Genomic DNA, 20,191 nt, shown 5'->3' on the forward strand with positions numbered 1-20,191 from the left:
CCAGCTTCTGAATGGCCTCTTCGAGTTATTAAATTAACTGGCAGTATACTGGAKAAAATTACCTATATTGGTACCAGGGATTTACATGATAAATTAGAATTAAAACAAATAAAAGATAAAAGGTAGTAAGGTGAACATTTATGAAAATCAAGTTACTTGAAGTATTAATTTGCATTGTGCTAGGCTTTTTTTCAGGGTTATTGCTAAGTGGGACTGGGAGACATATTGAAGAAAGTGGAATTCAAATTTTGCTCGGATGCATCTTTTGGATATCTGTCTTTTCTTATCTCAGAAATAAATGATCGACTTTTTATTAAGATACCAGGTCGCGAATGTCTTGATTTTTTATAACTACGAAGGTTCCCATACCCCTAAAGATGAACGAGTTGAAATGGTTGTAAAGGATTTAAAGTCTCTTGTACAAGCTCCCATGGAAGAATCACGGCGTCTCCAYTTTACCCAGCTTGTTTTCGAAACCCCATATTTATACGAAGCAGTCATAWGGCCAAGTTCGCCACTCTCGATCTCTTCAATAATGGCGAGTTTCTCCTTCGCATGATATTGAACTCTAGACATGAAAATGCTCCCCTCATAGCAGCAGGTTTTTATTATTTCACCTGTCTACTATTTGGGGAGCATATCACTGTGTCGGCAGCCTCAATCGAGCTATCGTTCCCTTTGACGAGAACCAAACTTCATCGGATACTTATTTGTCGGGGTACATTGACAGATGACACTATTCTAAGTCATTTCGGGGATGCGGATTAATCGGCGGATATAAGAATTGATTATCRAATTGATTATCTTTCTTCGGATCATGATCATCAGGGTTTTCRCTTTTATCTGGCATCTCAGCAGCAGTCATAGCCGACATAGCTTTAAAGCTCACGAAGTCTTCGACTTCATCAWGCTGGTTGTTTTCAGTCATTGCAAGCCTCCTTAAGAGTGGATTTCTTTACTAGGCAATTATTCACCTTATATTTGCTTTTTATTCAGGAATTCAAGGAAGCAAAGTCCCCCGTCCAGATGGACCGATAGTGCAGAAAAAAACGATAGAGCGATCCATCGCTTCGTTRTGCTAACGGGCAGGTTAGCGTGGTGATTGATGGGTTTCATGAGAACCTCTAATGTGGTAAAATATTCCACATAGAACGAATTGAGAGGGGATTTGGAATGAGCGCAAACAACATCCACGAAACCCAACCCGAAAAGGAACATTTATACAATAACGATAATTATGTCGATGAGAACCTTCGCTCTATTCAAAATATTGAGGGTGGAGGACCATTGAAAAAAATAGATTTAAATACAATGCCGCGTCCTCTAAAGGTCTTCGGCTACTTTCTCTTTTCAATTTTAATGTTAATGGGTGCTGCAGCAGTCTTAATTAGTTTTATTCGTTAATATTTGACTAAAGATATCACCGCGCTGCTCAACTCACTGAAACGGAAAGGCGGTTATCATGAGCCGAATAACTAAACGAACGGTACTTGTCACAGTCTCAGTTTTGTTAATATATATTCTTTTTTTTCCGTTGCCTACTCCCGAATTATCAGTAAGACGAGATATGCTAATCACGTCACCCTTTATTGCATTAACAGGGGAGGTAATAGAGGGAAAAATTAAAAATGACCCGAAGTACGGAGATTTATATAATGTGCCTCAAATTGAATTGTCGAGCATATATGTTAAAAAGAACTTTTTAGGTTGGTATGTAACTTCTCGTGGTACTGCACCCTAAGCTCCCTTGATTTGATTGAATTTTCTCACCAGATTCATCTATTCGTAAGATAACTGGTTCATTACGCTAACGGGTACGATAGCTCAATAAAAAACACTGCGGCAGCCGGCCATCCGATCGGCTGCCGTTTCCCCAATGATAACCATCATTTTAATGTAGTTCTGTGATAAAGGAACGCTATCGATGAGATAGAAAATTCGAAGCATTGTTTATCGATGAATCATGGTACTATACCACTATCTGGAAAAGGTGGTGAATGTGTTGGATATCGCTGTGCTATCGGAACGATTTAGGATTTTTGCAGAAAGGGAATGTAAAAACTCGAGCAGTCTTTATGAACATCTTACAGGGAACATTGCAAATGACCTGGACTTGCTTAAACTGGCTGCACATTCCAAACCAGGACAACCTGTACCTAACCTCTTACTTGGGGCGGTTCATTATTTGCTTTTAAGTGGGAGAGAACATGAGTTGACCGAGTATTATTCCAGCATTGTAGACGAACCAAAGGAATCTTCAGGAGCTATAAATTGTTTCAAGGATTTTTGTATGCAGAACGAATATGAGATCATTCAGCTTTTAGAAAACAAACTTGTCCAAACAAACGAAGTCAGACGATGTGCATATTTGTACCCCAGCTTTTGTCATATTTATAAAATAACAAAGAAGCCGTTAACCCTTATAGAAATAGGAACAAGCGCAGGCCTCCAACTCTTGTGGGACAAATACAGCTACTCCTACAAATCCAACCAAAAGTACGGATCTAAACAATCGACTTTAGAAATAAGTTCAGAAGTTAAAGGAGATAGATTCCCATTATTGTTTGAGCATAGTCCACCTGTCATACGCAGAATCGGTTTGGATTTACACGTTAATAACCTAAATGATCCTGAAGATTATCTTTGGCTAAAAGCATTGATTTGGCCTGAACATAAGGAGCGTAATTCGTATTTTGAAATAGCTGCTTATTGCCTTAAAAGCCAGCCTATAGAGCTAATTGAGGGAGATGGAGTGTCCATTCTCCCGGAAATAGTCCCAACCGTTTCTCACGATTCAACAATATGTATTTTTCATACCCATGTAGCCAACCAGATACCGGCCGATGCGAAGAAGAAATTGAGTGAGCAAATTCAATTCTTGGGTAAAGAACGGGAAGTGTTTCATCTCTATAACAATATGTGGGACCTAGACCTTCATCTTGATTACTACGTTAATGGGAAGGAATATAGTGAAACGCTGGCAGAAACAGACGGACACGGCCGTTGGTTTAAGTGGAAATTATGATTCGTCATTCAACTAACGGGAAACGATTGTTAAATAAAAAATTTACGTCAGCCGGCCATGATCGGCTGACGTTTTTTCAACTAACGGCCAGTAATTGCAACTAAGCGCCGATTGAAGGCGTTCTAAAATTGAAGGGGTTTAGGGACGTCTGCGTGGAATGTTTCATGCGCCCAAGTGAAAATATTAAGGAAGGATTATGGATAAAAAATGAGAGAAGGTGAGAGATTGAACTTTGTCTTCATTAAACGATTTTTAATATTAGTAGCAAGTCTTTTCATCTGGTTTATCATTCACACTACTTTCGTGATAATAGATGGGTTGAATGATGAATTGAAACCTGTTGACGTAGCTGTGGTATTAGGAAATAAAGTAGAAGTTAATGGACAGCCTTCTGAGCGGTTAAAAGCAAGATTAGATAAGTCCGTAGAACTTTATGATGGGGGCTATTTTCCTTTTATCATTGTAAGTGGTGGTATTGGTAAGGAAGGTTTCGATGAGGCAAAGGTTATGAAATCTTACTTAATAGATAAAGGGATACCAAAAGAAAAAATTAAAAAGGATAATAATGGGTACAACTCATATATGACCGCCCAAAATACCAGCAAGATTATGGATAAATTAGAATCAGACTCCGTTATGGTTATTACTCAATATTTTCATGTATCTAGGATAAAATTAGCGTTTAGAAAAATGGAGATTAAAGAAGTGTATTCTGCTCATGCCAAAATCTTTGAGTTTAGAGATATTTACTCAATAATACGAGAATTCCCAGCATATTATAAATATCTCTTTAAATAATGAAGCTATTAAGCTAAACGGGTACGATAGTGCAGAAAAAAGCGATGGAGCCGATCCATCGCTTCGTTGTGCTAACTGGCAGATTAGTGGAATATGTAATCAAAAATAGAAGGTGATAAACAAGTGAACATTGAAGGTGATTGGCTCGGACAGGCAGCGTTAAAGGTGAAACGATGGCCTAAAGATACCATAGCGGCGGGTCGTCGTCATACCGTTGGGCTTAAATCGGACGGCACGGTGGTTGCTGTGGGTGATAATAAATATGGCCAATGTGATGTAAGCGGCTGGCGCGATATTGTGGCGGTCGCGGCTGGTAATGTTCATATGGCGACGAACACGGGTAATGCTCATACAATCGGTCTTAAATCTGACAGTACTGTGGCGGCTGTGGGTTGGAATAAGCATGACCAATGCGATGTAAACGACTGGCGCGATATTGTAGCGGTTGCGGTGGGTTGGCGTCGTACCATTGGGCTTAAATCGGATGGCACGGTGGTAGCAGTGGGCCGAAATAATGAAGGTGAATGCAATGTAAGCGGCTGGCATGATATTGTGGCGGTCGCGGCGGGTGACTGGCATACTATCGGTCTTAAATTGGACGGCACGGTGACGGCTGTGGGTAATAATCGGTATCGCCAATGCAATGTAAGCGGCTGGTGCGATATTGTGGCGGTCGCGGCGGGTTATCTTCATACAATCGGTCTTAAATCTGACGGTACGGTGACGGCTGTGGGTTTGAATAAACATAACCAATGTGATGTAAGCGGCTGGCGCGGTATTGTGGCGATAGCGGTGGGTAGTAATCATACCATCGGCCTTAAATCGGACGGTACTGTGGCGGCTGTGGGTTGGAATGAGTATGGCCAATGTAATGTAAGTGATTGGCGCGATATTGTGGCGATTGCGGCGGGTTGTGCCCATACCGTCGGTCTTAAATCGGACGGCACGGTGGTTGCTGTGGGTGATAATGAATATGGCCAATGCGATGTAAGCGGCTGGCGCGGCATCCAACTACCCGGCAATTAGTTTTCAATATTAATAATACATATAATAATGAAAGCCATGCGCCGATGCGTCGGGGACACAGAATTAAAATGGTTATTTGAAGAAATATGATAGCATACCGTTTAAGCGACACCATTGGGAATAGTATCATTTTCCGTTAAACTAACGGGTACGATAGTGGAGCATGCTGCCGCGGTGCAGATGCTCCATTTTTCACTCATATGTTGATTGTTTTGGCGTTATATATTTTCAGGTTGCACTAAGGACGGATACAGGGTTCAGTGGTTTTATAAAAGCACCAACTAGGCGCAGCCAAAAACATTAATTGAAGGAGACAATTATGAAATATCAAAATCTCTTTATTCTTGCCACACTTTTTATGTTATTAATGGGATGTTCCGCGACACCCGAAAGAGCTGTGAAAAATGGTGACGTAGTGTCCGACTTAGGTRTTGTAGGGAATATWGATAAACTAGACCATTTTATTTCAGAAGTATCAAACAAAAAAGACTCCAGTAYAAAGATTACACGTTTCACTAAAGAGGGAGATCCAGTAATCATTCGACTGAGTTATACTCAGAATAAAATAAAAATAGAAGAAGATCCCTCAAAAGATAAGAATGGTGATAAAGAAAAAAGGAACTATCTTTGTAAGAGTATCACTAAAATAGAGCAAGCAAATGAAGTTCATTATCTCATTATGGATTGTAGTCCTTCGAGGTCGAGTGAACTACTTGTTGTTCCGAAATAAAATAACCTACAGTTCAGCTACGGCTGCTGCTCCCTTTCTTTATTAAACTCCTTCGGGCAGTAATCTCCAAAAAGATGATACTTTTGATACAAAGGAGGGATGATTTTCGGTGCAAAATACAGGTATCACTATAATAAAGATTTGGGAAGACGAGCTCTTTTTTGAAGTGAATTTTGAAGTTCGTTCAAGTTTTTGTACTTCAGAAATAAAATTTTACACAAGCAATACAGAACTAGATGAATTAAGAAAAGGGTTATTATCAATTTCATCATTGTCAGAAAATGAGTATATTTGGATATCTGGTGATGATATAGAAAATACAATCCATTATGTTTATACGAGATGGTCTTTACACAATAAACGAGGACATGTCGGGGTTGAAATTATTCTTGATAATAAATTAAGCCCACCTGATAAAATGCGGTCACATTCGTACGTAATTACTGAATTGAACCAACTTGATGATTTTATTAACCAACTCCTACGGTTAATAGAAGGGAAAAGTAACATAGTCAAAGGCTTGTTAAACTAACGGGTACGATAGTGGATTGAAGCAGATTGCAGCGGCAGTCTGCTTTTTTTCATTGAACGGGCAGATTAGCGAAAGAAGGATTGGTGCATTTTTCATAAATAAATAAAAAGAATTATTTGTTATGATTGTTTTTGGAGGCGGTAAAAATGAAGTTATTTGAAACAGCAAAAAAGAGTTGGCAAAAAGAATGGCGAAGAAGGTCTAAACCTANAGGAGTTATTTGTTATGATTGTTTTTGGAGGCGGTAAAAATGAAGTTATTTGAAACAGCAAAAAAGAGTTGGCAAAAAGAATGGCGAAGAAGGTCTAAACCTATATTTATTTTAGATTTATTGCTTCTAGTTGGTGCACTTGTATTGCTTTTAATCAATCCACTAAATTTTCTTATTTTATATCTAGTGTCCGCTAGTTTCATTATAAGAAGTATTGAAGAATTTTTCATGAAAGATGCTGCATTTAAATATATTTTAAATTTTTCTATTGGGCTTCTTCTATTACTTGGAACTATCTTATTGAAGTAACGGGTACGATAGCTTAATAGTTATGACGAGGTTGCCGGCATATGATCGGCAGTTTCATTACGTTAACGGGCAGGATAGCATAATACCGGTACACTGTAACACCCGCGAGAAATTTGACGCGAACAGACTTTAGACGGTGTGATTCGACTTCGAAGGGCCCCATCTTTTTCGCCAATTTCCCATTTCAACTAAAATGGTTTGAAAATCCTTACCTTTATCTGTTAGTGAATATTCTACCGATACTGGATTAGTTGGATAAACTACTCGGAGAATTACTTCCTTTTTTTCCAAATGTCGCAATATGTCCGCTAATGATTTGGTACTTATGGTGCCTAAATTCTTTTGTAATTGATTGAATCGCTGGGAACCTTTAAATAGATGCTGCACAACTAAGAAGGACCACTTTCCACCGAAAATTTGCAACACGTCGTCAATAGCCGTGATGCAGTCAGTTTCATTAGTCGTTTTATTCATACAGGTGAACCATGAAACAAATAAAGATCATGAATTGGATCCTAGAGGTTGATGTTGAACGAACAAGAGATTTTTATGAAGTATATCATCAGATTACCCAAGGTTGTGATTGCCTCTTCTGCAAAAACTTTGTGGCTGCAGCTGAACAATTACCCCATGAGGTCATAGAATTTTTTCATAGTTTAGGAATTGACCCAACCAAAGAAGGTGAAGTTTCGGAATACTGTGAAAATGCTGATGGTACTCATTTATACGGCTGTTTCTATCATATAGTGGGACGGTTAATTAGTGGACCAGACTGTTGGACAAAAACTGATGAAGAGATCAGTCATTTAACGGGTAACATGTTGGAAATTAGCGGATTTACATTTGGATTCACATACGGTGTAAGTTTATTGCCAGATGATTTTCCTAGACCTGCAGTTCAATTAGAAGTACAGGGTAATGTTCCGTGGGTTCTGAAAGAGAACCCGTAGCCATTCCCTTACCACGTTATTAGAGAACCATAGTTCTTAAACGAAAGAGCTTAGGACTCACTATTGGATCCTATTATTTAACTAACGGAATCTTCAGCATACAAAGCCCGTAATGGCGGCCTTCGTTACGCTAACGGGTACGATAGTTCAATGGGGAAGGCTACTGGTGGTTTGGCGGCCTTGTTCAACAAATGGCAGGATAACTTAACCTAGAGGGGGATTTGAGCCTGGACAACTTGAGCACAGTGTGGGGAATCTTTGTCGCAGAGGAAATGGGGCGCTTTCCCAATTTCTATCCAATAGCTGTTTACACAACCCGTGAAAAAGCCATCGAAGATCTAGATGGGGTACCGTCAGGAAAATGCGGATTTACAACGATAAGCCCATTTTCCTGACGATTTATCGGCTAAAGAGTTTTTACATAAAGCGTTTGAGCGAGCAAAAAGGCTGGAAGTATTACGCTAACGGATGAGCAGACTGCCGCAGCGATCTGACGTAAAGGGCAGGATAGTGTAATATCAAACGGTTCACATCGTTCCTGACTTTACCAGGAAATAAACAAGACCCTCGAATAGGGTCTTGTTTTGATTGAGAAGTTTATTCGCTATTAGGCCAAGCAAGATTGTTACTTTAGTCGATTAGTTTTAACACGATTAACAAGTTCTTCGGAAGCTTTTATAAAAGCACCAACGTAATCATTAGTCATCGTAGTTGATGGATGAATTGCAAGAGCCTTTCGGTTAAACATCGCACCGTTGTGGCCTTCAATCTCAGGAGTGAAAAGTAGTGGTACGACACGCTCAGCATATGTCTCTGGACTTTGCGACAAAAGACCAACTAGAGACTCAATAATTCGAAGTTTTATGCTGTTTTTACCAAGCGTATTGCTGCGAATATTTGTTTTAATTAGTCCAGGATTTAGACCATAAAAGTTAATGTGCGGGTAACGTTTCGCGGAATCAAGAACGAGTGCTTCGTTACCAATTACAGTATTCATATGTGCAACCATGGTTTTGTAAGTGCGTTCGGAATTTAGATCATCTATGCTCGCGGATTGGTTTGAACCTGGAAAACCCATAATAAAGACACGGGGTTTACTTTTAGCGTTTAATCGATCATTGCCAAGCCGTGGGGCAATTTCCCGAAGCAATACTAGCCTGTTTAAAAAGCTTACAGCCATATCTCGTTCGAGACCCTCACTTGTTTCTTGGCGTTTCGGGGCGGCCATGATTCCTGTAGTCAGGACAAGTAGGTCGAGAGTTTCCGCAGGTAACAGATTGCTGACGCGTTCCGCTTCTGAAAGTAGACTCAGGTCGGCCTTGATGAACGAAATGCCTTTTATATCTTTATCTCTGAATGTTTGTCCTACTACAGTAACATTCGCACCTCGTAAAGCCATCAGGCGACTGAAGGCTCGACCTAAGCCGCCAGTTCCACCAACTACTGTAACGTTTTTCCCTTTTAGGTCAAGTTTATTTGCAGCAATTGCATTCCATGTAATGTTTTTATTTCGTTTCATATTGCACACCCTTCTTCGTGTCTTATTAATTAAGTAGAATTAGAAAATATTGGAATTAAAATTGATGGATACAACGAACTGGTAATTGATGATAATACTCCGCACCATCGCCTAGGGGTTGCTCCTTCTGCGATTGCACCAGGAGTTGGAATGTACACACCAACTGGCAAGCAGGATGTCCCCGTTCCACACAAATTAACTATTGATGAGATTCAAACCACCATTGCCCTAATTCAGAGGAGTCTCAACTCCTCTGAAGAGCGAAGAGCAACTCCTCGATGACTACTTAACATTCCTTCAATATCATTGGAGGGTTCACATAGCCGCGCAAAGCTAGTTCTAGTTCCGCTTTTTTCTTCTTCAGTGTACGCTGGGCTAAGTTTGCTAGTATTTCAGTTATTGACTAATCACTAACATGTTGGTGTAGTTTGGATACAAGTTAGTAATCAATCAATCAATCAATAACGTTATTGAACAATTAGGAGCAAATATTCCATTATTGTACGATCCGGTAGGGAAGGGGACTTATCCTGCGACCGTAGTGGCCGCTGCCTATCTGCCCTCTTCGGTAGTGGCAGATCCTGGAGAAACGATCATCGTGATGCCAGCCGATCTGTCTGTCGAGGACTCTTTTTTCAGTGAAGTGAAGGAGGTGGGGAGATTGAGTTACCAAGTCGGTAAAGCTATTCTCCCTGAGGGGCAAGCTATCAACGAGCAACTTCACACGCAAGAAGGTATTCTAGTAGTGGCTCCCATAAACCAGGTAAAATCACAACCGAAAGTCTTGTACCGTTGTACAAACGACTTTCGGATGTGATGCAAAGTTGTTCTCTGATCAAAGAATGTTAACTCGAACTTACGCTCAAAAGAATTCTTCCACGCCCGTGTCTGGTTTCACTTTTTTCAAGGGCTTCCTTCGTATTGCTTAAAGGATAAACGGCATCAATCGCTGCTTTTACTGTACCATCGGCAATTAATTGAGCTATCGTCTCCGAATCCTCGTAGGTTGGAAACTTAGAGTTGAATTTAGCTGTAACGCCATGCTCCTGCGCTTTTTCCTGAGAAGGAGGCTGTGTCAATGAGACGAGCATTCCACCTCGCTTCAATACGGACCATGAACGATTCTCTGTATCCCCGCCGACTAAATCAACAACTAGGTCAACGTTCTCAGCGACATCTTCAAATCGGGTCGTGTTATAATCGATCACTTGATCCGCGCCTAACGATGTTACAAAATCAAGATTCGCACTTGAAGCGGTGCCGATTACTTTTGCACCCTTCCACTTCGCCAGCTGAACGGCAAATTGTCCAACCCCGCCTGCTGCTGCATGAATAAGAACGGTTTGGCCGGTTTGTAATTCCCCCTCGGTGAACAAAGCTTTCCAGGCCGATTCAGCTCCTGCCTTAATTGATGCGGCATCTTCAAAAGTTAAATCACCCGGCATCCTCACCAATTCATTCGCTGCTGCAATTCCATATTCCGCATAGGCTCCATTGACGCTGCCAAACACGCGATCACCTGGTTGGAATTGGGTCACGCCTGCACCTACGGATTCGACGAACCCGGAAATTGCAGTTCCTGGAATGTAAGGGAACGTTTTAGGGAAGACAGCCTGAAGCCATCCGTTACGAATTTTATAGTCAAGGGGAATTGCTGCAGCGTAAACGATGCGGACAAGAACTTCTCCCTCTTGCGGCTGCGGACGTTCTACCTCTGCTACTTGTAAGACATCTGGACCGCCGTATTCACGTACAAGAATGGCTTTCATCTTCGAATTAGACATGTAAATCCTCTCCCTTATCGACTCAAATTTACTTCTTGTCTTTTATATGAATGGATCTAATACAGCAGCTATTTTTCGTGATAAAGCGACTAATAACTTTTTTTCTTGTTCGTTGAGAGCTTCTGTTGTTAGGTTCTCAAGCTTACTCCAAGCTTCTGTAACTTTAGGTTCAAAATCTCGCCCTGCTTGGGTGAGCGATACAATGGTTACACGCTTATCTTCTTGCGAGCGACTGCAAGTAACCAAGCCGGAGTCAACCAAGCGACGAACAGATTTAGCGACAGTTGAGTGGTCTAGACGCAAGGTTCGGCACAGACTGTTCTGTGATTGGTGGTCTTGGTGCCACAATTGCATAAGCAAGATTTCTTGCCCTGGGAACAATCCAGCCTCCCTAAGCAGCTGGGCTGCAAGTGCTCGGTGTGATCGTGCAAGACCGAAAATCGCGAAACTCACTGGAAAGTCGGTAACTGTAATAAACTCTTCCTCAACGGTTTTCTTATTATCATCATCTTTTTGTTGTACCATGGCTGTCCTCAACTTTTCTGTATGTTTTTATTTCAATATCGTTGGATAATCGGTGTAACCTTGGCTGTCTCCACCATAGTAGGTTGATCGGTCTGCTTCATTCAATGGAGTACCGGATTTTATGCGCTCAACCAGATCAGGATTTGCCAATGCCCATGCGCCAACCGGAGCTACGTCTGCAAGTCCTGCATCGATGTCAACAGAGAGGCTCTCTAGCGGTCTTCCTGCACGGTTTACCAGTAATGCCGTAGGCCAGAGTGATCGAATGTTACGTAACAACTCCTCGTTCCCGCCATGCAAGAGGTGTAGATAGGCCAAGTTTAGCTTTGCCAGTTTAGGGATGAGGTATTTATATACATCTGGGCCACTCACACCTTCATCCAGGCCACCTATCGGTACGCCGGGTGAGATGCGAAAACCCGTTCGCTCCGGGCCAATCTCCTTTACGACTGCCTCTGCAACCTCAATTGCGAAACGGGCACGGTTCTCGATAGAACCACCGTATTCATCCGAACGCTTATTCGAGTTTTCGGCGATGAATTGCTGAATGAGGTATCCGTTCGCTCCATGAATCTCAACTCCATCGGCGCCCGCTTGGATCGCCGCAGCGGCCGCTTTCCGAAAATCCTGGACGGTCGTTTTAATTTCTTCCGCGTTGAGCTCACGAGGAACCGGAATATCCAGCATCCCATTAACAGTGAACATCGGAACACCAGGAGCGATTGCAGATGGCCCTACCGGCTGGCGGTGGTGGGGGGTATTGTCCGGGTGTGACATCCGCCCTACATGCATCAACTGAATGAACAAGTATCCACCAGAGGCATGAACCTGGTCAGCCACTTTTCTCCACCCAGAAATGTGTGAGTCCGTGTAAATCCCGGGTGTATTCAAATATCCTTGTCCGTCGTCGGATGGCTGCGCACCTTCGCTGATTAACAAGCCAAGCGATGCACGTTGCGCATAATATAATGGGCTTAGATCGCCAGGTGTTCCATCCTGTTTCGCACGGCTTCGTGTCATTGGGGCCATTGCCAATCGATGCGATAGTTTTAAGCGACCTACATTTACTGGACTCCATAACTGTGTCATATTATTCACTCTCCTCAATTATATGTGGTCGACAACATACGACCGATAAATTAAAGATATCAGAAATATATGTGGTTGGCAACATTTTTTTCTGCAATGAAAAATATATATTTAGCATTTGTTATGCTTGCACTATATTCCTATACACAGCAAGGGCCGGTGAATAATTAACCCCATAATAGCACGGCAGTAACACCCGCATAATAAAGTGAGAGAAAACAGTATTAATCACACCTAGGACAAAAATCGAATGGCGCGATGCCTTCATTGAAGTGGGTTTTTTATGTGCGCCCATCATGGGCGCTATCGCGATAAAATTTCTGTTGACACGGACATTATCCTAATGTTAGGATAAATATGTCCTAAGATTAGTATAAATAAGATTAGGATATATAAACTTTAATAAAAGCAAAGGAGGGCTACAAATGGAAATTAAAATCATTAAACCACAGGACCAAGCAAAAGGAGAATTTGATGGCGGCAAAATAACAGAACAAAAGCCGATTGGGTTTTCTGGTGAGGGTTCCCTCATTAATCGTCTCGGTCCTTTATTTTACTGGGCATGGGCACAATCCAAAGGCGAAGGCGGTATTGGCTTTCACCCTCATCAGGGATTCGAGATATTAAGCTATAACATTAAGGGTAAAGGTCGTCATCAAGATACTCTTGGTACAGATAGCGTAGTTGGTGCTGGCGGTGTTCAAGTCATGCAAGCTGGCTCAGGTGTATCCCATGCCGAAGCTCTTCTTGAGCCATCAGAAGGCTTTCAAATTTGGTTCGAGCCGTACCTGAATGAAGCCATAAAGCGTCCACCAACTTACAGAAAATACGTGCATGAAGATTTTCCAATCGTTTCCGAGAATGGTGTAACGGTTAAGACGATACTTGGCGAACATTCACCAATCAATATCGTTACAGATGCCAAAATGTATGATGTTCAAATTGCAAATGGTGCAACCTATACGTATCTTCTCTCACCTAATCGGACACTCGCCGGTTTAGCTATAAGAGGTGATGGTGTGATTGAAGGACAGGAGATTTCTTTTGAGAACAAAGATTTTGTTATTATTCAATCAGAGAAAGATGAAACCATTATCATTCAATCTAAAGGTGAAGAACTTCGGATGCTGCTAATAGAGATTCCGACTCAAGTTGATTATCCGCTGTATCGAAAGCCAAGATAACATTCATAGATAATTCTTCCCTTGGAAGGAGGTTGATATTATGCATCAAGGAGATAAACAAAGCCAGCTTGATTTAAGGTTATTTCGTATTTGGATGAAAGCTTCCAAAGTTCTTTTCGATAATGTTCGTAAGGATATTGACCGTTATGAGATTAATCCTGAGCATTTTATGGTTCTTGAACTTCTATACAGCAAGGGACCACATCCAGTACAAAAAATCAGTGAAACTCTTTCAATTCCGAGTGGAAGTATCACTTACGTTGTGGATAAATTGGAAAAAAAAGGTTTTGTTGAAAGGCAACCAAGTCCAACAGACCGCCGTGCTTCTCATGTTGTTTTGACAGAAAAAGGGAATACACTGTTCGATGAGATTTTCCCGCAACATATTGAAACGATATCCAAAAATTTATCTTTTGTAAGTAACGAAGAAAAAGAACAACTCATTGAGTTGTTAAAGAAAATTGGGATAGGCGCAAAACAATTATAATAAATTTTTTACATGAGAGGTGTCTAATATGCATATCACATCCATCGTTTTGCAGGTAATCTTGGGTTTGGGGTTTTTAATGTTTGGTTTGATGAAATTTGGTTCCAAGCAGATGGTTCAGGAATTTCAACGTTATGGTTATTCTCAAGGATTCCGTGTCTTCTCTGGGTTAATTGAAGTGATTGGCGCTGTGGGAATGATTGTGGGAATTTGGTATCCGCAATTCGCGGCACTTGCAGGGATTCTTCTCGCCGCGACAATGCTTGGAGCACTTTTCACTCATATCCGGATCAAGGATCCAGGAAAAAATATGGGAGCACCATTAATATTGCTTATTTTGTCCATTGTTGTGGCAATCATGAATTTGAATTCTTTAGTTTGAAACAACGGTTGACGGCAAAGTGATCAGCATCGAAGGGAAAACCATTATTGTTCCCGGAGTCAATGCGGTTGTAACAGTGCAAATCGTTGAAACCCCAGACAAAAGCGTGATAGTTGATTTAAATGGCGTACTGACCAGCGCTCACTATTTAACTCCCAGATAAACCGCAAAGTAAAGAAACAATCCTTTGCAATCTTGGGGGTGGCGAGGTAATTCAAAAGAGCAATGAGCTGCATGTATTGAAAAATGCGCTTGATTGCGCAGGAGAGATGTAGAACGGAACTGGTCGTACTCATGTGCTGAGCACTTACGTGGGATTCTTGGTGGACTGAAAATTGTGGACGTTCGTACCATCAAGCTTTGTCGCGTTTTCTCGATTTTGTCGAAGTACAACTTCATCCCGGTTGTGGATACCCCCCATTTTAAACGGGAGATTCTTATAATATGTATTGGTTAGCAACAAATTATTACTTTAAGGAGTGTTGAGAATGAAAAAAATGTGGAGCCCAGTAAGCGTAGGAATAATGAATCTGCCGCATCGTCTAGCCATGGCCCCGATGACTCGCAGCCGAGCGGAAGTAGATGGAACACCGGGTGAACTTAGTGCACTTTATTATGCCCAAAGAGCATCTATGGGATTGCTTATCAGTGAAGGCACGCAACCTTCGGATGATGGTCAAGGGTACATGCTGTCACCTGGTATTTATACTGATCGGCATATTGAAGGATGGAGAAAAGTTACGGACGCGGTCCATGAGGCAGGCGGATACTTCTTCATTCAGTTGATGCATGCAGGACGGATGTCTCACCCGGACAATACACCACATCACCGTCAAAGCGTTGCACCATCTGCAATTGCACCAGGTGTGGGAATGCATACGCCTAAAGGAAAGCAGGATGTACCCGTACCACGTGAGTTGAGCGAAGAAGAAATTCAGACAACAATTGCTGACTTCCGGAAAGCAGCCGCCGCAGCCATAAAGGCGGGAGCGGATGGCGTTGAAATTCATGGCGCAAATGGTTATTTAATTCATCAATTTATTGCAGAAAAATCAAATGTTCGTGTCGATCATTATGGCGGATCCATCGAAAATCGTGCGAGATTTGCTATCGAGGTAGCATCCGCTGTTGCGGATGAAATTGGTGCAGATCGTACGGGTTTCCGTATCTCGCCAGGGAACCTGGCTTGGGTCGGCATAGATGAAGGTGAGAGCAGTTCAGAGCTTTACAGATACCTTGTTAAAGAGTTAGCAAAACTGAATCTTGCTTATCTACATGTCATGCATTTAGGTAATGACGAACTCTTGAAAGAAATTCGGACACTCTGGCCAAATGCATTGGTAGTCAATCGTTTTGGTAGACCAATGGAACAAATTGATACGGATATTGAGAATGGAATAGCAGATATAGCTACTATTGGGGCATGGGCATTAGCTAACCCCGATCTAGTGGAACGACTTAAAGCTGGTTTCCCATTGAATCAAGCAGATCAAACAACATTCTATGGTGGTGGAAGCAAGGGTTATACGGACTATCCGATGATGAAAGAATTGCAATCTAAACAGTAAGACCCGAAATGGATATGCAGGAGATAAACCAAACTGGCCGTGCGACATCATTTATGATACGCACGGCCAGTTATAAATTTCCCATTTAATTACATCTACTTTGCTGGTGGTGTCAGCTTCGCTGGTACTGGGCCAATTTACTGGTTTTTGAAAGAGATAATTTGCAATACATATTAAGTGTAGATACACGAATAGAGGATTCTGTTTCAATCAATGTTCTTCTTGAAATAGCTGAATCAATTATTAATTAAACTAGGTTACGTTTGCTCTCAACCCTGCTCTAATCATTGCGCTAACGGGTACGATACTACAACAACGAATACACGCTGCCCATTATCGGCACCCTGTACCGATAAATGGGCAGGACAATTGAACAATGAAGTGAGTTGATTATTGTGCACGAGTTTGTAGTACGAGGCAAAAAGGGATGTTTTATACAAATTGCCTTAGACGAGGTATTCGGTTTTCCGAACATGACAAGTCATTTTGGTGGATATGATGCTAGAGGAATTGTGGAAATCAAGAGTGGGAACTATTACGTCAAGGGTGAACTATGGTTTTCAACTGGTGAAATATACGAGTTCTATAATCAGTTAGTTCGATGTTTCACTGATTTACAGGGAGTTACCACGTTTTGTACTTCTGAAGCTAACCTAAAGTTAGAAGTTAAATTTTTTAATCGAGGGCAAGTCGTTGTAGAAGGTTACTTCAAGGAATTTGCACACGAGGACAATGAGCTGAAATTTGAAATTGAAAGCAATCAAAGCTTTTTTGTGGAGACACTCGATGGATTGAAACAGATGGTTAACCATTATGGGGAACTGAGAGGAGTACGTCCCGAGTAACAGTTAAGCTCCCATGGAAGTGCGCAATTACTTCCATAATCTGTGGTGTCGCGTGCGGCATGGATGGCTAACGGGAACGAAACGATGGCTCAATAAACATTAAGAACATAGATAAGGCTGCCGGTCACCAGCAGCCTTCATGATCCGCAAGATCAGATCTTTCTAACTAATCAGCAATATTCCGGGTATAGTATTCAATGATATCTTTGCGGCGAATAATACCGAGGAATACGCGATCGGCGTCTACGACCGGAACGAAGTTCTGATCGGCTGCTAGTGCCAGCATATCGTCCAAATCGGCGCTGATCGCGACGCATTCGACTTTCATCCGTTTTTTGATGGAGACGACAGGAATTTCGTGCATCGTATCGAAGCAGAGGCCGGGTGTGCCTTTCAGCTTCCATAACAAATCTCCCTCGGATAGCGTTCCGAAATATAAGCCATTGTCGTCCAAGATCGGAATGGCTGTATAGTGGCTCGCCTCCAATTTATCCATGGCTTCTTTCATATTAGAGGATATCATGAGGTAAGAGACCGCGTTCTTGGGATATAGAAACGATTTGATGTCCATTGAATCACGCTCCTTTGGTATATTAAAGCATATTTCATCGCAGGGCGCACGTGGAAGTGACTGGGGCATGCCTAATATTATCGAATAAAGGATGCTAAAAGTTATGTCGAAGACAAGAACATAGTCCCAATTAAGTCCGTGCAGATAAGGGCTTTTTTTAATTATCAGAGAAAGTTAAGCAATGTCTGAATGCCGATAAGCATTAAGCTAACTGGCAGAAGAGTTCTAATAAAACTACTGTTTACCGTCCTAAGAAAACTCGTTATTCTGAAGGTATATCTTCGTTATTAGATGAAGGCATAAGTTCTTTTACTTTTATATTTTTTTTCGAATAAGATCAATCATGTGTGAAACAATTTCGCCTTAAGTTACGTTTAATAAAATGTATGAAATGCCTAGATGGCAGGTAAACCTATTTAAAAATTTCGGCAAAGCCTATTCATTTTTATGAGAATGAAACCGATATAATTCGTGGACCCAATATAGCAAGAAAAATAAAGCTTAGGCCAATGTGTTTATGGTGCCTCTCACACCGCGGAGTAAAAAAGGTTAAGAAATGAATCGATGTTCTTCAGGAATTCGTTCATGATTGAAAATAACGGTAGGCTAAGCCTTCATTTTTGTTGATAACTAGAAAAAAAGAACCCCAGTTCGTAAAGCTGGGGCCAAGGTTCCTCTGGTGACTCTCAAACACCGGAGGAGTAACAAAGGTTATGAAATGAACGCGATGTTCTCAAGCATCTCGTTCACAATTCATAATATAAAGGATGTCAGCTTATTTGTCATTGGAATAAACTATATATAAATACAGGGATAGTCAACATTATTACTTCTAATCAGTTTTTACAATATATATAAAGTTTTGAGAAATAGCTTCTAAATGTTTTAATACTTTCCTAACCATTATGCAATAAAATCCTATATACCCAAATATATAGTTTTTTAATTAATATTAATGTTAAATTTGCTTTAAAACAGGCAAACTAAAAAGTTGAAAATGTGCATAATAAAATAATTAAATGGCTGATTCTTCAATTGTTGTTTATCCGGAGGTGTAGGCCACGTTGATGCATTAGAATTTTCTCACCTGCATCACGCTAACGTGGAACATTCAAACAAATTGAATTACTCACCAGAGGTTTATCCTTACTTTGTGAATGTCACAAATGTGCAACGGATAAATGGATTTAGAGGATTTCATTTTTTAATAACACTTGAAGTGGTTCCAACTGTTGGTCCGCATATTCCCGTCGGTAAGGATAGTCTTACATTCGATATATCTCCTATAAATCCTAATAATGTAAAGTTAGTAACCTGGAAGCACTTAAAAGATCCGCAGAAGGCTGATTTTCCACCAAACTGGATGGATGTTCTAAAAAAATAAGTGGATCGTTTATCATTAAACTATAGTTTAATAACACACATTATTGAGCAGGCGCTACGGTAGCCTGCTCGTTTTATTAAACTCCCATGGAAGAACGCAATTACTTCCATAATCTGTGGTGTCGCGTGAGCGGCATGGATGGCTAACGGGCAGGATAACTCAATAACTAAGCAAACGCGGATTTCCACTAGGAGATGATAAAATGAAAAAGCTTAGTGAGGGTCGAACAGCCGAAATTTTCGAGCAAGGACTAGGAAAAATTTTAAAGCTTCATCGGAACGGAATTCCTGTGGAAGCAATCAGATATGAATATGAGGTAAATCAGATTGTCGCCTTCCTTGGAATCCCTGCGCCCAGAGCGTACGAATTAATTGATTTTGAACAAAGGAACGGTATCGTGTTTGAACGGATCGAGGGTTCAACTTTGCTTCATATGATTGTTCAACATCCTAACGAACAAAATCGTTTAACCAAAGATTTTGCTGATCTTCATTATCAAATTCATAGATATGAAATAGATGTAGAGTGTAATGGAAGATCGTCCGTCCTAAAACAAAAAGTGGTAATAGCTCGTAACATACGGAACGCAGCTCAGCTCTCGAATGATGTGAAGAAAGAGATAATTGATTATTTGGAACAACTACCGGACGGAAACWGTCTATGCCATGGTGATTTTCACCCGGATAATGTCATGATCGGTGAGCGAAATTGGGTAATCGATTGGATGACTGGAATGGTCGGTAATCCTGCCGGTGATGTCGCGCGTACGCTACTCTTATTTCGTTTCGGTACGTTGCCTGATGAAGCCCCAAGGGTCGTTAAAGATACACTTCAAATAATGAGGGATAAGATAAACGAAATATACTTGGAACATTATCTTACATATTCTAATCTGCAGTTCAGCGACATTGATGAGTGGATGTTACCGATTGTGTTCGTCGTCATGAAGAAGTTCCAAGCNGATGACTGGAATGGTCGGTAATCCTGCCGGTGATGTCGCGCGTACGCTACTCTTATTTCGTTTCGGTACGTTGCCTGATGAAGCCCCAAGGGTCGTTAATACACTTCAAATAATGAGGGATAAGATAAACGAAATATACTTGGAACATTATCTTACATATTCTAATCTGCAGTTCAGCGACATTGATGAGTGGATGTTRCCGATTGCAGCCGCTAGACTAACGGAATGGATTCCTGACCAGGAGAAAGCACTGCTGTTAAACTTTATCGAAGAACGATTAAGCTCCCTTGGTACGATATGATTTTCTCACG

Annotated in this window: 23 protein-coding genes; 16 read left to right on the forward strand and 7 right to left on the reverse strand. The window is 41.2% G+C overall.

Translation table 11 applies throughout. From position 1 onward, the window contains the following. Positions 1-736 precede the first annotated feature (736 nt). A complete protein-coding gene (locus ASG81_RS07585; RefSeq protein WP_056631354.1) occupies positions 737-928 on the reverse strand; it encodes a hypothetical protein in 192 nt (63 codons plus the stop codon). A gap of 245 nt (positions 929-1,173) precedes the next feature. Between ASG81_RS07585 and ASG81_RS07590 the strand changes: the two genes are divergently transcribed. The 7 genes from ASG81_RS07590 (at position 1,174) to ASG81_RS07620 (ending at position 6,631) form a co-directional block, all read left to right on the forward strand. After that, the gene (locus ASG81_RS07590; RefSeq protein ID WP_056631357.1) at positions 1,174-1,404 is read left to right on the forward strand and encodes a hypothetical protein; all 231 of its coding nucleotides are present in this window, start codon (positions 1,174-1,176) and stop codon (positions 1,402-1,404) included. A gap of 559 nt (positions 1,405-1,963) precedes the next feature. After that, positions 1,964-3,025 (forward strand): DUF2332 domain-containing protein, encoded by a 1,062-nt coding sequence (locus ASG81_RS07595; RefSeq protein WP_056631360.1) that lies wholly within the window; start codon positions 1,964-1,966, stop codon positions 3,023-3,025. 207 nt (positions 3,026-3,232) lie between these two features. Then, on the forward strand, positions 3,233-3,823 hold the full coding sequence (locus ASG81_RS07600) for a YdcF family protein (protein WP_056631364.1): 591 nt from the start codon (positions 3,233-3,235) through the stop codon (positions 3,821-3,823). A gap of 129 nt (positions 3,824-3,952) precedes the next feature. Continuing rightward, the gene (locus ASG81_RS07605) at positions 3,953-4,849 is read left to right on the forward strand and encodes an RCC1 domain-containing protein (protein ID WP_056631879.1); all 897 of its coding nucleotides are present in this window, start codon (positions 3,953-3,955) and stop codon (positions 4,847-4,849) included. Positions 4,850-5,168: 319 nt separating this feature from the next. Continuing rightward, entirely contained in the window at positions 5,169-5,579 is a 411-nt protein-coding gene (locus ASG81_RS07610; RefSeq protein WP_056631367.1) for a DUF4362 domain-containing protein, read from the forward strand. Positions 5,580-5,688: 109 nt separating this feature from the next. Next, a complete protein-coding gene (locus ASG81_RS32550) occupies positions 5,689-6,111 on the forward strand; it encodes a hypothetical protein (RefSeq protein WP_056631370.1) in 423 nt (140 codons plus the stop codon). A gap of 250 nt (positions 6,112-6,361) precedes the next feature. After that, a complete protein-coding gene (locus ASG81_RS07620) occupies positions 6,362-6,631 on the forward strand; it encodes a hypothetical protein (RefSeq protein ID WP_056631375.1) in 270 nt (89 codons plus the stop codon). Between the two features lie 129 nt (positions 6,632-6,760). Here the strand turns inward: ASG81_RS07620 and ASG81_RS07625 are convergent, their stop codons facing one another. Next, positions 6,761-7,105, reverse strand: a complete 345-nt coding sequence (locus ASG81_RS07625; protein WP_056631378.1) for a winged helix-turn-helix transcriptional regulator — start codon at positions 7,103-7,105, stop codon at positions 6,761-6,763. A gap of 11 nt (positions 7,106-7,116) precedes the next feature. On the opposite strand from ASG81_RS07625, the gene ASG81_RS07630 reads away from it, so the two are divergent. Next, positions 7,117-7,581 carry a hypothetical protein gene (locus tag ASG81_RS07630; RefSeq protein ID WP_056631380.1) on the forward strand — a complete coding sequence of 155 codons (465 nt, stop codon included), beginning with the start codon at positions 7,117-7,119 and terminating at the stop codon, positions 7,579-7,581. 625 nt (positions 7,582-8,206) lie between these two features. Here the strand turns inward: ASG81_RS07630 and ASG81_RS07635 are convergent. Beyond that, entirely contained in the window at positions 8,207-9,100 is an 894-nt protein-coding gene (locus ASG81_RS07635; RefSeq protein WP_056631382.1) for an SDR family NAD(P)-dependent oxidoreductase, read from the reverse strand. A gap of 499 nt (positions 9,101-9,599) precedes the next feature. On the opposite strand from ASG81_RS07635, the gene ASG81_RS07640 reads away from it, so the two are divergent. Beyond that, positions 9,600-9,917 (forward strand): hypothetical protein, encoded by a 318-nt coding sequence (locus ASG81_RS07640; RefSeq protein ID WP_056631384.1) that lies wholly within the window; start codon positions 9,600-9,602, stop codon positions 9,915-9,917. Between the two features lie 28 nt (positions 9,918-9,945). Here ASG81_RS07640 and ASG81_RS07645 read toward each other — a convergent pair whose 3' ends face one another. From ASG81_RS07645 to ASG81_RS07655, 3 genes are read right to left on the reverse strand one after another with little or no spacing between them, the layout of a single operon-like run. Then, on the reverse strand, positions 9,946-10,884 hold the full coding sequence (locus ASG81_RS07645) for an NADP-dependent oxidoreductase (RefSeq protein WP_056631388.1): 939 nt from the start codon (positions 10,882-10,884) through the stop codon (positions 9,946-9,948). A 42-nt stretch (positions 10,885-10,926) separates the two neighbouring features. Further along, positions 10,927-11,409, reverse strand: a complete 483-nt coding sequence (locus ASG81_RS07650; protein ID WP_056631390.1) for a MarR family winged helix-turn-helix transcriptional regulator — start codon at positions 11,407-11,409, stop codon at positions 10,927-10,929. A 27-nt stretch (positions 11,410-11,436) separates the two neighbouring features. Further along, the gene (locus ASG81_RS07655; protein ID WP_056631393.1) at positions 11,437-12,498 is read right to left on the reverse strand and encodes an alkene reductase; all 1,062 of its coding nucleotides are present in this window, start codon (positions 12,496-12,498) and stop codon (positions 11,437-11,439) included. Between the two features lie 425 nt (positions 12,499-12,923). On the opposite strand from ASG81_RS07655, the gene ASG81_RS07660 reads away from it, so the two are divergent. The 5 genes from ASG81_RS07660 (at position 12,924) to ASG81_RS07680 (ending at position 16,964) form a co-directional block, all read left to right on the forward strand. Then, positions 12,924-13,682, forward strand: coding sequence for a pirin family protein (locus tag ASG81_RS07660; RefSeq protein ID WP_056631397.1), 759 nt, complete (start codon positions 12,924-12,926; stop codon positions 13,680-13,682). 40 nt (positions 13,683-13,722) lie between these two features. Next, positions 13,723-14,169 carry a MarR family winged helix-turn-helix transcriptional regulator gene (locus ASG81_RS07665; protein WP_056631399.1) on the forward strand — a complete coding sequence of 149 codons (447 nt, stop codon included), beginning with the start codon at positions 13,723-13,725 and terminating at the stop codon, positions 14,167-14,169. A gap of 28 nt (positions 14,170-14,197) precedes the next feature. Next, positions 14,198-14,551 (forward strand): DoxX family protein, encoded by a 354-nt coding sequence (locus tag ASG81_RS07670; protein WP_081417188.1) that lies wholly within the window; start codon positions 14,198-14,200, stop codon positions 14,549-14,551. Positions 14,552-15,039: 488 nt separating this feature from the next. After that, positions 15,040-16,119 carry an alkene reductase gene (locus ASG81_RS07675; RefSeq protein WP_056631402.1) on the forward strand — a complete coding sequence of 360 codons (1,080 nt, stop codon included), beginning with the start codon at positions 15,040-15,042 and terminating at the stop codon, positions 16,117-16,119. 395 nt (positions 16,120-16,514) lie between these two features. Continuing rightward, on the forward strand, positions 16,515-16,964 hold the full coding sequence (locus ASG81_RS07680) for a WapI family immunity protein (RefSeq protein ID WP_056631405.1): 450 nt from the start codon (positions 16,515-16,517) through the stop codon (positions 16,962-16,964). Positions 16,965-17,130: 166 nt separating this feature from the next. Here the strand turns inward: ASG81_RS07680 and ASG81_RS07685 are convergent, their stop codons facing one another. Beyond that, positions 17,131-17,535, reverse strand: coding sequence for a CBS domain-containing protein (locus tag ASG81_RS07685; protein WP_056631409.1), 405 nt, complete (start codon positions 17,533-17,535; stop codon positions 17,131-17,133). A 1,153-nt stretch (positions 17,536-18,688) separates the two neighbouring features. Between ASG81_RS07685 and ASG81_RS29645 the strand changes: the two genes are divergently transcribed. Both ASG81_RS29645 and ASG81_RS33855 read left to right on the forward strand, forming a co-directional pair. After that, the gene (locus ASG81_RS29645; RefSeq protein ID WP_268795762.1) at positions 18,689-18,919 is read left to right on the forward strand and encodes a DUF3888 domain-containing protein; all 231 of its coding nucleotides are present in this window, start codon (positions 18,689-18,691) and stop codon (positions 18,917-18,919) included. Positions 18,920-19,121: 202 nt separating this feature from the next. Next, positions 19,122-19,879: phosphotransferase family protein (locus ASG81_RS33855; RefSeq protein WP_442952826.1), on the forward strand; the 758-nt coding region annotated here is incomplete at its 3' end. Positions 19,880-20,191 lie beyond the last annotated feature (312 nt).

The organism is Paenibacillus sp. Soil522, from assembly GCF_001428245.1.
In the GTDB taxonomy this organism is placed as follows: Bacteria; Bacillota; Bacilli; order Paenibacillales; family Paenibacillaceae; genus Pristimantibacillus.

Coding starts and splice junctions, on each gene's coding strand:
- ASG81_RS07620 (WP_056631375.1), top strand. CDS start 6,362: ATGAAGTTATTTGAAACAGCAAAAAAGAGTTGGCAAAAAGAATGGCGA.
- ASG81_RS07670 (WP_081417188.1), top strand. CDS start 14,198: ATGCATATCACATCCATCGTTTTGCAGGTAATCTTGGGTTTGGGGTTT.
- ASG81_RS07660 (WP_056631397.1), top strand. CDS start 12,924: ATGGAAATTAAAATCATTAAACCACAGGACCAAGCAAAAGGAGAATTT.
- ASG81_RS07635 (WP_056631382.1), bottom strand. CDS start 9,100: ATGAAACGAAATAAAAACATTACATGGAATGCAATTGCTGCAAATAAA.
- ASG81_RS07655 (WP_056631393.1), bottom strand. CDS start 12,498: ATGACACAGTTATGGAGTCCAGTAAATGTAGGTCGCTTAAAACTATCG.
- ASG81_RS07685 (WP_056631409.1), bottom strand. CDS start 17,535: ATGGACATCAAATCGTTTCTATATCCCAAGAACGCGGTCTCTTACCTC.
- ASG81_RS07625 (WP_056631378.1), bottom strand. CDS start 7,105: ATGAATAAAACGACTAATGAAACTGACTGCATCACGGCTATTGACGAC.
- ASG81_RS07645 (WP_056631388.1), bottom strand. CDS start 10,884: ATGTCTAATTCGAAGATGAAAGCCATTCTTGTACGTGAATACGGCGGT.
- ASG81_RS07665 (WP_056631399.1), top strand. CDS start 13,723: ATGCATCAAGGAGATAAACAAAGCCAGCTTGATTTAAGGTTATTTCGT.
- ASG81_RS07650 (WP_056631390.1), bottom strand. CDS start 11,409: ATGGTACAACAAAAAGATGATGATAATAAGAAAACCGTTGAGGAAGAG.
- ASG81_RS07630 (WP_056631380.1), top strand. CDS start 7,117: ATGAAACAAATAAAGATCATGAATTGGATCCTAGAGGTTGATGTTGAA.
- ASG81_RS07675 (WP_056631402.1), top strand. CDS start 15,040: ATGAAAAAAATGTGGAGCCCAGTAAGCGTAGGAATAATGAATCTGCCG.
- ASG81_RS07600 (WP_056631364.1), top strand. CDS start 3,233: ATGAGAGAAGGTGAGAGATTGAACTTTGTCTTCATTAAACGATTTTTA.
- ASG81_RS07595 (WP_056631360.1), top strand. CDS start 1,964: ATGGTACTATACCACTATCTGGAAAAGGTGGTGAATGTGTTGGATATC.
- ASG81_RS07590 (WP_056631357.1), top strand. CDS start 1,174: ATGAGCGCAAACAACATCCACGAAACCCAACCCGAAAAGGAACATTTA.